Annotated in this window: 15 protein-coding genes; 9 read left to right on the forward strand and 6 right to left on the reverse strand. The window is 58.1% G+C overall.

Translation table 11 applies throughout. From position 1 onward, the window contains the following. A partial coding sequence (xseA, locus tag B7L72_RS15525; RefSeq protein WP_081195377.1) for an exodeoxyribonuclease VII large subunit occupies nt 1–876 on the reverse strand: 876 nt, incomplete at its 3' end. 228 nt (nt 877–1,104) lie between these two features. On the opposite strand from xseA, the gene B7L72_RS15530 reads away from it, so the two are divergent. From B7L72_RS15530 to B7L72_RS15555, 7 genes are all read left to right on the forward strand, one after another. After that, a complete protein-coding gene (locus B7L72_RS15530; RefSeq protein ID WP_232710697.1) occupies nt 1,105–2,304 on the forward strand; it encodes a Na/Pi cotransporter family protein in 1,200 nt (399 codons plus the stop codon). A 25-nt stretch (nt 2,305–2,329) separates the two neighbouring features. Continuing rightward, nucleotides 2,330–3,016, forward strand: coding sequence for a phosphate signaling complex PhoU family protein (locus B7L72_RS15535; protein ID WP_016914803.1), 687 nt, complete (start codon nt 2,330–2,332; stop codon nt 3,014–3,016). A gap of 162 nt (nt 3,017–3,178) precedes the next feature. Then, nucleotides 3,179–4,648 carry an IMP dehydrogenase gene (gene guaB / locus B7L72_RS15540; RefSeq protein WP_081195381.1) on the forward strand — a complete coding sequence of 490 codons (1,470 nt, stop codon included), beginning with the start codon at nt 3,179–3,181 and terminating at the stop codon, nt 4,646–4,648. An 89-nt stretch (nt 4,649–4,737) separates the two neighbouring features. Beyond that, nucleotides 4,738–6,315 (forward strand): glutamine-hydrolyzing GMP synthase, encoded by a 1,578-nt coding sequence (gene guaA / locus B7L72_RS15545; protein WP_081195383.1) that lies wholly within the window; start codon nt 4,738–4,740, stop codon nt 6,313–6,315. Nucleotides 6,316–6,379: 64 nt separating this feature from the next. Then, complete coding sequence (locus tag B7L72_RS15550; protein ID WP_081195385.1) at nt 6,380–6,640, forward strand: hypothetical protein; 261 nt, start codon at nt 6,380–6,382, stop codon at nt 6,638–6,640. Continuing rightward, nucleotides 6,637–6,789 carry a hypothetical protein gene (locus B7L72_RS18625; RefSeq protein ID WP_016914799.1) on the forward strand — a complete coding sequence of 51 codons (153 nt, stop codon included), beginning with the start codon at nt 6,637–6,639 and terminating at the stop codon, nt 6,787–6,789. Before B7L72_RS15550 ends, B7L72_RS18625 begins: the two co-directional genes overlap by 4 nt. Nucleotides 6,790–6,954: 165 nt before the next feature. Then, the gene (locus B7L72_RS15555; protein WP_081195386.1) at nt 6,955–7,164 is read left to right on the forward strand and encodes a DUF4357 domain-containing protein; all 210 of its coding nucleotides are present in this window, start codon (nt 6,955–6,957) and stop codon (nt 7,162–7,164) included. Between the two features lie 229 nt (nt 7,165–7,393). Here B7L72_RS15555 and B7L72_RS15560 read toward each other — a convergent pair whose 3' ends face one another. From B7L72_RS15560 to B7L72_RS15570, 4 genes are all read right to left on the reverse strand, one after another. Beyond that, nucleotides 7,394–7,777 (reverse strand): type II restriction endonuclease, encoded by a 384-nt coding sequence (locus B7L72_RS15560; protein WP_081195387.1) that lies wholly within the window; start codon nt 7,775–7,777, stop codon nt 7,394–7,396. A 290-nt stretch (nt 7,778–8,067) separates the two neighbouring features. Then, nucleotides 8,068–8,421: a DUF952 domain-containing protein gene (locus B7L72_RS15565; RefSeq protein ID WP_081195389.1), complete on the reverse strand. Its 354-nt coding sequence runs from the start codon at nt 8,419–8,421 to the stop codon at nt 8,068–8,070. A gap of 117 nt (nt 8,422–8,538) precedes the next feature. Further along, nucleotides 8,539–8,688 carry a hypothetical protein gene (locus B7L72_RS18630; RefSeq protein WP_176212903.1) on the reverse strand — a complete coding sequence of 50 codons (150 nt, stop codon included), beginning with the start codon at nt 8,686–8,688 and terminating at the stop codon, nt 8,539–8,541. Between the two features lie 611 nt (nt 8,689–9,299). Beyond that, nucleotides 9,300–10,628, reverse strand: a complete 1,329-nt coding sequence (locus tag B7L72_RS15570) for an aminotransferase-like domain-containing protein (protein ID WP_081136901.1) — start codon at nt 10,626–10,628, stop codon at nt 9,300–9,302. Between the two features lie 107 nt (nt 10,629–10,735). On the opposite strand from B7L72_RS15570, the gene B7L72_RS15575 reads away from it, so the two are divergent. Then, a complete protein-coding gene (locus B7L72_RS15575; protein WP_081195391.1) occupies nt 10,736–11,878 on the forward strand; it encodes an MFS transporter in 1,143 nt (380 codons plus the stop codon). On the opposite strand, the gene B7L72_RS15580 is transcribed toward B7L72_RS15575, so the two are convergent. Beyond that, nucleotides 11,825–12,544 (reverse strand): EamA family transporter, encoded by a 720-nt coding sequence (locus B7L72_RS15580; RefSeq protein WP_081195393.1) that lies wholly within the window; start codon nt 12,542–12,544, stop codon nt 11,825–11,827. The genes B7L72_RS15575 and B7L72_RS15580 overlap by 54 nt on opposite strands. Before the next feature lie 100 nt (nt 12,545–12,644). Between B7L72_RS15580 and B7L72_RS15585 the strand changes: the two genes are divergently transcribed. Further along, nucleotides 12,645–12,848: helix-turn-helix domain-containing protein (locus B7L72_RS15585; protein ID WP_139788540.1), on the forward strand; the 204-nt coding region annotated here is incomplete at its 3' end.

Below are 12,848 nucleotides of genomic sequence, written 5' to 3' on the forward strand. Positions count from 1 at the left end.
GCGCTCCAGGCGGGTTTGCAGGGCGCGCTGCAGGCGCTGTTCGGCTTGCCGAAGCTGGCGTTTGAGGGCGTGCTGGTCGGGCACCAGCCGCTCGGCGGCGGCGGAAGGGGTGGGGGCGCGCATGTCGGCGGCGAAATCCGCCAGGGTGACATCCACCTCATGGCCCACGGCAGACATCACCGGCAAACGGGAGTGGAAGATGGCCCGGGCCAAGTGCTCGTTGTTGAATGCCCACAGGTCTTCCAGGCTGCCGCCGCCTCGGGTGATCAGCACCGCATCCTGGGCGGGGTCGAGCCGCGTCTGGCGGTTGAGCAGCGCCAGGGCAGAGATCATCGCCGGGGCTGCTTCTGCGCCCTGAACCGGCACGGGAATCAACGTCACGTCGGCCAATGGCCAGCGCGCTGCCAGCACCGCCAGCACATCGCGGATGGCGGCGCCGCTGGCGGAGCTCAGAATCAGCAGCTTGCGGGGCGGAAAGGGCAGGGGGCGGGCGTTGGCAAATACCCCTTCGCCTTCCAGCTGCGCCTTCAGGCGCTCGTAGGCTGCCAGCAGTTCGCCCAGCCCCGCCGCCTGCACGGCGTCGGCGATCAGCTGGTAATCGCCACGGGGCTCGAACAGCGAGACCCGGCCGCGCAGCTTGACCTGGTCGCCATCGCGCATGGGGGCCGATACGAACCGCGCCCGCTGGCGAAACAGCGCGCAGCGCACCTGGGCGCGGTCATCTTTCAGCGTGAAGTAGATATGCCCGGACGCCGGGCGCGACACGTTGGAAAGCTCGCCTTCCACCCACACATCGCCCAGGTCGTTCTCCAGCGCCTTGCGCGCCTTGAGGTTGAGTTGACTGACCGATAGCAGGGGGGCGTTGGGAGCGCTCATGGGAGTTTCCAGTCGCGGGTGAAAGCGGGGATGCGGCCGCTCATTAGACAATACGTGCAGGGCGCACAGCAATGGCCTTGACGGGCTCTCTGGCGTACCATGCGCGCGGAAGGCGGCGCTGCAAGATAAACGTCATCAAAGTGTCACAAAACCATGCTAGGGTGCCCGCCGACACAAAAGTGTCACGAAAGCGTCACATTAGATGTTCACCAACAGGGCAGATTGCTCATGTCGAATCTCGGACCTTCACAAGATCGTCCTGCGCTGGCTCGCCAAGCGCCTCACGAAGTGCCCGCCTGGCTAAGAGGTATCTACGCTGGCTTGTGCTTGTATCTGTTCCTGGCTGCTCTGAACGTTCTGGGTGCGGGATTAGGCACCTTCGGCAGCGACAGCGACTTTTTGACCCGCGCCTTCGCCTATGGCCAGAACCCCTTCATTGCCTTGATGGCGGGCGTGCTGGTCACCATGATCGTGCAGAGCTCCTCGTTCACCTCGGCGCTGATCGTGACCCTGGTGGCCAGTGGTGAAATGACCCTGGGCACGGCGGTGTTCGCCATCATGGGGGCCAACATCGGCACGGCCGTCACGGGCGTCATCGTGGCGCTGGCCAACGTGCGTATCAAGCGTAACTTCCGCCGCTCGTTCACCGCGGCGCTGATGCACGACCTGTTCAACATCCTCACGGTGCTGCTGATCTTCCCGGTGGAGTGGCTGACCGGCATGTTCCACGAGCGTGGCTACGGCATCTTCACCCGTTTGGCGGCCTGGCTGGCGGACCTGATTGGCCTGGAAGAAGTCGCCCGCCCCAACAGCCCGATCAAGATCATTACCGCCCCGGTGGTAGATGCCGCCAACTGGCTGGGCGCGGCGCTGATGCCCACAACCGCCGCCGCTGGGCTGATGGTGGCAGGCATCGGCCTGCTGCTGATGTTCACTGCCCTGGTGTTCATGGTGCAGAACCTGCGCGGCGCGCTGCTGCGCCATATGGATGGCCTGTTCCGTACCTACTTCTTCCGTACCGATGCGCGGGCCTACGGCGTGGGTGTGGTGTCGACCGTGCTGGTGCAGTCCAGCTCGATCACCAGCAGCCTGATGGTGCCGCTGGCGGGGGCAGGGGTGGTGCGCCTGCGCCGCGTGCTGCCGTTCATGATGGGGGCCAACCTGGGCACCACCGTGACCAGCGTGCTGGCGGCGACTGCCAACCCGATTGCGGCGGCGATGACGGTGGCGCTGTTTCACGTTATCTTCAACCTTACCGGCACCGCGATCTGGTGGCCGCTGCGGGTCATTCCGCTGCGTATTGCCACCTGGTATGGACGCCTGGCAGGGCAGCACATTCGCTATGCGTTCCTGTTCCTGATCGGTGTGTTCCTGATCGTGCCGCTGGTGGGCATCACGCTGACCGAATTCTTTATCCGCCTGCGCTAAGCGCGGCCAGTTGAGAGGTTTCCCCATGTTCAAACAGCTTTTTAGTGCGCTTACCTCGGAAACCAGCATCGACCAGGCCTACGCGGACCTGACCCAAATGCTGGAGCATGGCGCCTGGATGTTCTCACGGGCCAACGAGGTGCTGTACAGCACCGTGGCCGCCGAGGACGTACGCACGCCCCTGTACGAGCGCGACGTGGCGGTCAACGAGCTGGAACGCTCGATTCGCCGCAAGGTGCTGCGCCACCTGACCGTCAACCCCGGCCACGACGTGGCCATTTGCCTAGCGTTGATGAGCGTGGCCAAGGACGCCGAGCGTATCGGCGACTACTGCAAGAACGTCTTCGAGGTAGGCGCGTTCTACACCGAAGGCTTCCATGTAGACCGTTACCAGAAGCCCCTGGACAGCATCGCCGAGCGCTTGCGAGGGCTGTTCAGCGAGCTGATTGCGGCCACGCGCAACTCCGATGAGCAAAAGGCCCACGGCATCATCACCGCCACCCGGGAGATTCGTCACATCAGCGACGAGCTGATCGAATCCCTGCTGCGGGAAGAGGACAGCATCGAGTTCCACGAAGCCGTGGCCTACTCGCTGCTGGCGCGCCACTACAAGCGTGTGGCCTCGCACCTGGCCAACATCGCCACGGCGGTGACGGGCCGCCTGGAAGACCTGGACTTCCCCAGCGAAGCCGACGACCGCGCGCTGGACTAAACCGCCCGCGCCACACCGCAGTGGGCTTCGCCCAGGCCAACGCAGAGGGCCACCTTCAGCAGATCATCGCAGGATGGTTTGCTGGGGTGGCCCTCGAAACGTTATAATGGGCGATTAACCTTTCACGCCCCATCTTCCCACTTTACATTGGGTGTTGCCGCTATGCTACGTATGGCCCAAGAAGCGCTTACGTTCGATGACGTACTTCTCGTTCCTGGCTTCTCCGACATTCTGCCCAAGGATGTCAGCCTCAAAACCCGCCTGACTCGTAACCTCTCGCTGAATATTCCCCTGCTGTCTGCCGCCATGGACACCGTGACCGAAGCGCGTCTGGCAATTGCAATGGCCCAGGAAGGCGGCATCGGCATCATCCACAAGAATATGACCATGGCCCAGCAGGCCGCGGAAGTGCGCAAGGTGAAGAAGCACGAAAGCGTGATCGTCAAAGACCCGGTCACCGTGAGCCCCAAGGCCAAGCTGGAAGACCTGCTGGCCATGGCCCGCGAATATGGCTTCTCCGGCTTCCCAGTGGTGGAAGGCGAGACCCTGGTGGGCATCGTCACCGAGCGTGACATGCGCTTCCAGCCCAACGTGGGCGACAGCGTGGCCGACATCATGACGCCCCGCGAGCGCCTGGTCACCGTACCGGAAGGCACCGAGCTTGAAGTCAGCAAGGCCAAGATGCGCGAACACCGCATCGAAAAAATGCTCATCGTCGATGACGCCTTCCACCTGCGCGGCCTGGTGACCTTCCAGGATATCGAAAAAGCCCGCACCTACCCCATGGCCGCCAAAGACAGCGATGGCCGCCTGCTGGTAGGCGCTGCGGTGGGCACCGGCCCGGAAACTCCGGACCGTGTCGCGGCACTGGCCGAAGCAGGCGTTGACGTGATCATCGTCGATACCGCCCACGGCCACTCTCAAGGCGTGATCGATCGTGTTCGCTGGATCAAGGAACACTTCCCGCAGATTCAAGTGATCGGCGGCAACATCGCCACCGCCGCCGCTGCTAAAGCCCTGGCGGAAGCAGGCGCAGACGCCGTAAAAGTAGGCATCGGCCCCGGCTCCATCTGCACCACGCGTATTGTGGCAGGCGTTGGCGTACCGCAAATCACCGCCGTTTCCAACGTAGCCGAAGCGCTGAAAGAGTTCGACATTCCGCTGATTGCCGATGGCGGCGTACGCTTCTCTGGCGACTTGGCGAAAGCCATTGCCGCTGGCGCAAGCGCCGTGATGGTGGGTGGCCTGCTGGCCGGTACCGAAGAAGCACCGGGCGAAGTTGAGCTTTACCAAGGCCGTACCTACAAAGCCTACCGTGGCATGGGCTCCATGGGTGCCATGTCACAGAGCCAGGGCAGCGCCGACCGCTACTTCCAGGACAAGGACGCCGGAGCCGAAAAGCTGGTGCCGGAAGGCATCGAAGGCCGCGTACCCTACAAGGGCATGATGAGCGCCATCGTTCACCAGCTGATGGGCGGCCTGCGCGCCTCCATGGGTTACACCGGCTGCCGCGACATTCAGGAAATGCGCACCAAGCCCGAGTTCGTACAGATTACCGGCGCTGGCTTCAACGAGTCTCACGTTCACGACGTGCAGATCACCAAGGAAGCACCCAACTACCGGGTGAGCTAACCAGCACAGTTAGTGACACGGCGGCGGGCATTGCCCCGCCGTCTGCTTTTTAGCCAATGCGGCCCGTTCCGCGTTATAGAGGCTCCGCCATGAGTGACATTCACGCCCATAAGATCCTGATTCTCGACTTCGGCTCCCAGTACACCCAGCTGATCGCCCGCCGGGTTCGCGAAATCGGCGTATTCTCTGAAATCCGCGCCTTCGATATCACCGAAGAAGAGATTCGCGAATACAACCCCAACGGCATCATTCTGGCCGGTGGCCCGGAATCCGTCACCGAGCTGGATTCCCCCCGCGCCCCGCAGTGCGTGTTCGAAATGGGCCTGCCGGTGTTTGGTATCTGCTACGGCATGCAAACCATGGCCGAGCAGCTGGGCGGCAAGGTAGAAGGCTCTAACCAGCGTGAGTTCGGCTACGCCCAGATTCGCCTGGACGCGGAAAGCGCGCTGTTCAAAGACATCAAAGACCACGTCGACGCCGAGACCGGCAACGCCCTGCTGGACGTGTGGATGAGCCACGGTGACAAGGTCGCCAAGGCCCCGGACACCTTCACCGTGACCGCCTCTACCCCGAGCTGCCCGATTGCGGCCATGGCCTGGGAAGAGAAGCAGTTCTACGGCGTACAGTTCCACCCGGAAGTGACCCACACCCTGCAAGGCCAGCGGATTCTCGAGCACTTCGTGCTGGATATCTGTAAAGCCGAAAAGCTGTGGACCCCCGCCCAGATCATCGAAGACCAGGTACAGCGCGTACGCGAGCAAGTCGGCGACCGCCACGTACTGCTGGGCCTTTCCGGCGGCGTAGACTCCTCCGTAGTAGCCGCGCTGCTGCACAAGGCGATTGGCGATCAGCTCACCTGCGTATTCGTCGACAACGGCCTGCTGCGCAAGAACGAAGGCGACCAGGTCATGGAAACCTTCGCCAAGCACATGGGCGTGAAAGTGATCCGCGTGGACGCCGAAGCGCTGTTCCTGGAGAAGTTGCATGGCGAAAAAGACCCGGAAGCCAAGCGCAAGATCATCGGCAACACCTTCATCGACGTGTTCGATGACGAAGCCAGCAAGATCGAAGGCGTGGAATTCCTGGCCCAGGGCACCATCTACCCGGACGTGATCGAATCCGCCGCCTCCAAAACCGGCAAGGCGCATGTGATCAAATCCCACCACAACGTGGGTGGCCTGCCGGAAACCATGAAGCTCAAGCTGGTGGAGCCGCTGCGCGAACTGTTCAAGGACGAAGTGCGCAAACTCGGCCTGGAACTCGGCCTGCCTTACGACATGGTCTACCGCCACCCGTTCCCCGGCCCTGGCCTGGGCGTGCGCATTCTGGGTGAAGTGAAGAAAGAGTACGCCGACATCCTGCGCGATGCGGATGCCATCTACATCGAAGAACTGCGCGCCGCCGGTTGGTACGAAAAAACCAGCCAGGCCTTCGCCGTGTTCCTGCCGGTGAAATCCGTTGGCGTGGTCGGCGACGGCCGCCGCTACGAATGGGTCATCGCGCTCCGCGCCGTCGAAACCATCGACTTCATGACCGCCCGCTGGGCGCACCTGCCCTACGAGCTGCTGGAGAAGGTTTCCAACCGGATTATCAACGAGTTGGAAGGCGTTTCGCGGGTGACTTATGATGTGAGCAGTAAGCCGCCTGCTACGATTGAGTGGGAGTGATCCTACGTCCAATTAGGGTAATGGTTAGCTAGACTCAACAAGGCCGCTCAACGATTGAGCGGCCTTGTTGTATGATTCGCATATACCTAAGGGCCGTAATATTCCGCTCGAAAACTTCATTGAGCAGTTCCTCAGCGTTCAAGAGGTGGTGAATCGAGTAAAACGAGAATTCGGCTCAAGGGTCTGTCTCGACCTCGTCATCAAGGACACCGACCACACAAATCAGCACTGGGAATCGGATATCGATTCGATTGATCCATTCCTGCCCGAGCGCTACACTCATGAACAGCTGAAAAGCCTATTATCAGGCGAGGATGAGTCATGAAAGATAAAGTGTCGAAATCTACCCCGCTAACGCATTTTGCGCGTCATGCGAGCGCTGAGCAGAAACAAGCCGTGCGTAACAAGGTCATCCATAACGCCATCGCTCGTCAGAAGCGTGTTCTCGACCAGGCTAAAGAGCTGAATTGCTAGCTTAGCGGTTGAGCAGTCGCATTTCCTTGGCCCGCCGATGAGCGGGCTTTCTGTTTTTACCCGGTTTTTAGTGGCCTGCGAGCAGCTGTTCATGTGCCCTGAACAACGGGATGGCTTTAAATACCTTAAGGTTACAGTGAATCACTACATTCCATCCATGACTACATGCGCGAGCAGCGGCAACTTCTGCAAGCGCGTGGCGTACTAGCGCCGCAAAATGGAAAGCTGATATTTACCCAGGATTTTCGCTTTTCCTCTCCGTCTACAGCGGCAGGCGTCCTGGTCGGCGGTAGCGCCAATGGCCGTTTGGTTTGGAAGGATGCTGATGGCAAAACTCTGAAAGCCATTCAAGACGATAGGTTATCGGATGTTTAGCAAAACGTTTTTCAACTTGCCCCGGTTGCGGGTGTGCTCTTCTGTATTCCTTATTTCAGCTGAAACAACTCCCTGACTAGCCCATGAGCCGAATACCAACATGATCGGCTTACAAAAGGGCCTGCATAGGCAGGGCAATCGGCTTTTGCTCCTCCGAGTGCAATCACGCTGGCTCTAGTTTGAGCTTGTGTTGCGACCTACAGGGGGGTGTTAATGAGTATTGGGCCTTTTATGCTATTGGAGTCCAGCCAGGGTAGCTTGCTGGGTCGTTAGGAATCAGAATGCAGTGTAGTTGGCCTTGAATGAACCCAATTAGCATATTGTCACCTGCCTGTGCTCTTTTCATTACAGGGTTGCTTTGGAAATAAAGTCTGTATTCTGAACGAGTAGGGTGATTTTCTCGAGAGTCGTACCAAGTTACCTTGGCTGTATGATGAGCGCTCTCTCCTCGTACAGAGAAAAGTGCCTGGAGATCTGTCTTTTCGTGACCAAATAGACTTTTTAGTGCGGTCACTCCATTAAATTCGTGTTGGTTCGATCGTTCAGGTCGGGCTTCAACTGCCGCAAGCGTTTTGATACATGCTGGATTGAGAATGACTGAGTTTGTAGGCATCGTGTGTTCCTGGCTGTGTTGCCCGTTGCCTTCTTGGGCTTATTATTACTGACTAGAGTATAGTCGATATAAAATCCCTGTGCCTATACTGCAGGCTATAGTGCAGCTGTCAGGAGAGCGATACGAGCAATGAATCTACCGTAACATGCTGCACTGCCAAGCGAAAAGCTGCCGTATCCATTTGCACCTTCAAAGGCAATTTCACGGTTGTTGAAGTTGCTCGGGCGCACGACCTCACCGGCTCAGAGGTCAAAGACTATACTTGGTAACTACATTGTGAAGAGTTTTCATTAAGGCTGATCCCACTTGAAAATCATGTCACTGCCATCTTCCATGGCCACTAGTGCGTTAGTATCCAGCACGACGTTCAACGGAAGATTGTCGATTTTGGCTAGCGGCCTTTGCCAGGGTTCGGTGGTGGTTGAGTCACACCACTCTATTCGCTCAGAAAAGCTTTTGGTGTTAACGACCAGGACCAGTGGCTTTTCATCTTCGGTGAAATAGCGGTTGGCGGTGTACTCGACAGCCTCTGCCAAATTTAGATGAATGCCGTCCTCCTTTTTATCGTTTCCGCATCGTGGCACGTAGCCTAATCGTAAGGCCTCCTGCCAGTTTTTTTCGGTGATGACTCGATATAATTGCATGCCTGCCCCTTTGCTGTATGCCGCCATGGCAACGAATTATGTCACTCGTAACGTACCCGCTTGTATCTCAGTCTATTACACGACCTGGATAACACCAGTGTTAGCGCTGCCCTAAAATCAGTCACTGCCCACCGTGACCAGCATCATCGCTATCATGGATAAAGCGATCCCCAGCTTGGCGTAGCCACTGATTAGCTCCTGGCGCACTACCGAGCCTAGTATCACGGGAATGAGTGGGTAGAGCGACACCATCAGGATGCTGATCATGGCCAGTTGCCCTCGGTAGCCGACTGGCCCTCGTAGGTGGAGTAGCTGCGCCGTAAAGACAGCTTAAACGATGCTTTCGGTGTGGGCGAAGGTTGACCCCGATAAGGCATGCGAAGGTCGGGCTATTGGGAGTGCTAGCCTCCCTGATGAAACCGTATGCAGCGTCCACACCCAAGGCTTCAACTGATCGAGGAAAAGTTACATGCCACCCCGGCCGAAAGTGCCGAATTCCTACAGCAGTACCCCGCCGATCGCTTGGTTGCCGAGCCGCGCCCGCGGCGATAGACCTGGCAACCACCAGCAATTTGCGACTGACCGGAAGCGCCTCAAGAAAATTAGCAAACTGTTTTCTCGATAAGATATGTCGAATTCTTAGATATACATCTCATGTACTCCCAACTCATGGATCATGACTGAACCGTCGAATATTTCATGCCTTATAACCCGTTCGTTACTGATGGGCTGGCGACGCTGCTGACCTTTACGCGCTATCAGCAGTTGATCACAGGCCGGGCAGGCACGTTCACAGTCGCTTCCACCAGGTATGTCAGAAACGTGTGGTAAGCGGCCCTCTCGATTCCTGAATGCAGAAACGCTTGTTGCGATATGCCCTACTGGGCGCGGAGCACTTCCTCGCGAACACAATTCAGCGCTTTCCTGAGCTGTTCTTCCTTCACTCCCCCAAATGCCACGCGAAGGGCCTGCGGCACGGCCTCGGTCACAGCAAAAGCACTTCCTCCTGAAACCGCGAAGCCCTTCGCAATCAAACTTGTAATAATCGGCTCTGCCCGTTGCTTGCTATCGAGCGGCAACCAGGCAAAGCTTGCGTTTCTGTGCGACATGATAGAGAGCCCCTGCAGGTGCTCTCGGCAGATTTTCTGCCGGAAAGCCCCATCGCGCCTCCTGTTTTCTTCTGAACGCTCAAGCGTGCCGTCCTCGATCCAGCCAACGATCAACGCCGAAATAATAGCTGGGACATTCCATGTCGTGGCCCTAATCACCAAAGAAAGCACATCCGACCTATCCTTTGGAGCGATGACATACCCGAGGCGTAAGCCAGTGCCAATGCTCTTTGAAAAGCCACCGACATGAAAGGTTCTCTCCGGCGCGATCTCAAGAAGGCTAGTAGGAGGGCAAGGCTCCAGAAATGCATAAGCCGCATCTTCGATTATGATGAGATCATATTTGCGGGCCACAGCGACAATCTGGCGCCTTCGTTCCTCGCTCATCACGGTCCCCAGAGGATTATGGACTGTGGGCATCAGATAAACGGCCCGGATCTTTCCATTTCTACACAGCCGATCAAGATCGTCTGGATCCATCATCCCATCGCTAGAGCCTACCGCCGTCAGGCTGAGCCCGTGCAGAGCCGCAACTGTCTTAAACCCAGTATATGTCAAGGCATCCGTGGCTACGGCTTCCCCCATTTTGAGCAACCCGAAGACGACGGTTGCCAACCCATGCTGGGCACCGGAGACAATCAGGAGCTGGTCCCACGAGAATGTACCCAATGTTTTTGATAAATGGTCGGCGAGGATTCTGCGCTCGTGTGGACGCCCACCATGCGGCTGATAACGAAGCATAGCTTCAAGGTCCCCAGCTGCAGCTAAACGTTTAAGGCCAGAACGCAAGAACTCCACATCGCAATCAGCCCCAGGCATGTTGAAGACGAGATCCAACAGGCCGTCGGCGGCGGTTTGCTCGACCCCGAGGGCTAAGGGGACATTAGGATCCTTAACGAAAACGCCCCTGCCGTGTTCCCCGACGATCAAACCTCGATCTTCGAGCTCACGATATGCACGGGTCGCGGTTGCCAAGGCAACTCCACTGTCCTCTGCGATCTTCCGGTGGGTGGGAAGCTTCTCCCCTGGCGCTAAATCCCCCTTGAGAATCTTCGTTGCTATGGCGTCGGCGAGTTGAAGGTAACGGATCTTTGGCATCTTGGCCTCAGTATGCTCTAGAAACTGTAATTAGTACAATAAATATATTGTACTGGAAAAAGTTTGGTGTCAAACTCTCCAAGGTTCGTAACTAGGGAAGGTGTCCGATGCCAAGATCATTTGCTGTCGTCCTGCTTTCATTGTGCCTCTTCACTGTCACATTTGCGGTCAACCTGCAGGCTCCCCTCTATAGCGCCTATACGGCTGAGAGTGCGATGGGGGCAACGGCCGTGACGGTCGCCTTCGCGGCATATGTGGCTGGGTTGATGCCCACTTTAATGCTTCTCGGCGGCCTTTCGGACAAGATCGGGCGCAGAATCCCAATAATCATCGCCCTTATTCTCGGAGGTATAGGTACTCTTGCGCTCGTTGTGGCTCCAGGCTGGGTTTCGCTAGTGGTGGCGAGATTCGTCCTTGGAGTCGGCACAGGGCTTGCCACGACAGCTGGAACTGCGTACATGGCTGAGATCATGGGGGAGCGTCAGGTGAAGCGCGCTGCTCTTTTCGTCACTTCTGCGACTACGCTGGGATTCGGTGGAGGGGCCCTGTTGACCGGCATTAGCCTTTCACTGCAGGGACTAACCTTCTTTCCCTCGAGTTTCGCCTTGCTCTTTGCTGCTGTTCCAGTGTTGGTGATCCTTGCGCTCAGGCTGCCACGATGCGACAAGCCAAAAGCGGTATCCCTACTCCGCCTGCCTGTATTTCCGTCCAGAACCTGGCCATATGGTGCTGCAATGGGGGTCGCGTGGTCCGCCACAGGAATGACGATTGCGGTCGTTCCCTTGGAGCTACAGGTACATGGTCTTGGCAACTGGACGGGTCTGGTGATTTTCCTTGCAATTTTCGTCGGTTTTCTGTGCCAGCCCTTAGCAAGGCGCCTGAGCAACCCAACAGCACTCGGGCTCGGCTTCTTTTTGGTCCCAGCGGGTTATGTGGCATTACTTGCTGGCAGCTGGAGCCAGTCGATCTTGCTAGTGCTTGTTGGGGCCGCTGTCACGAGCGCAGCAAGTTATGGGTTTAGCTACCTTGCGGCGTTGTCAGAGTTCTCGGTAAGGGCACCAGAAAACCGTGCACGAGCAACCGCCGGATTGTTTGTCTATGCATATGTGGGGTTCTCCATTCCAGTCATTGCAAGTGGCATCCTGGCCGATCGCTACGGGCTTTTGCAGGCCATGGGCTTCTTCGGCAGCGCATTGCTAATCTCCACCCTTATTGTTGTGTGGGCATGGCTGCGGCCCTTCCCGCGATAGCGCATACAGCGTTAGGCCAAGGGCGCTAATGCCGCCCGCAGTGGTAGCGAACAGCGGGTGTTGTCTACTGGCTGGCTGGGGGCGTCGATAGAAGGGAAGCAGAAGGGCAGCCCCTGCCAGCATACACACGGCAATGCCGTACTCGGCGGCGGGCTCCGGCACTTGCCCGAGTGCGAATAGCTGAAGGGCAAAGCCTGCCCCTGCGCCCAAACCAAGCCATAAACCGCTGTGGTTTTTGCAAGTGCCGTGCACGGCCTTGGGCGCTTTCCCACCGGCTGTCAGCCAGATGGCGGGTAGAGCCACCATCACGCCAAACCATACCCATTTGCCGGGGCGTTCATCCAGAAACAGCAGTGAAAGCGCCAGTGCGATGACCACCATGGCCACCGAGCTGACTGGCACCACAAGGGCGAAGGCTGCCCGAGAAAGGCCCCGGTAGAGCAGCAGCGCGCCTAATGCCGAGCCAATACCCGCCAGGGCGCCCCATTTCCAAACGCCGGGTGCCCAAGTGGCGAGCATCACCGCACCAGGAAGGGCAACGAATGCGCCGCCCAGGTGTGTGAATAAACCAATATTCAGCGCTGGGTAGTGACGTGAAAGCAGGCCGTTGATGAAGTGCGTACTGCCAAGCAGCAACATGGCAAAAAGGGCAAGGGCGATAGACATGGTGGCTCCCCGTCAGGATGATTGATAAAGGCACCAGCTTAAAAAGCGAAAGGGCGCGGTGAGAAATTCGATTAGCTCATCCCAGCCATGAGGAGAGGTCATGATTCGGGGCGCAGATATCACCATTGCTCAGTTACGGGCTCTGTTGGCCGTTGAGGAGGCGCAGTCGTATACCCGTGCAGCTGAACGCTTGGGTGTTAGCCAATCAGGGGTCAGCCATGCCATGCAGTCATTGGAGCAGCGTGTCGGCGGTGCCTTGATGGTGAAAACACCGCAGGGAGTCGAGCCGACGGCGCTGGGTGAG

It is taken from the genome of Halomonas sp. BC1 (assembly GCF_002078135.1).
Classification (GTDB): Bacteria; Pseudomonadota; Gammaproteobacteria; order Pseudomonadales; family Halomonadaceae; genus Vreelandella; species Vreelandella stevensii.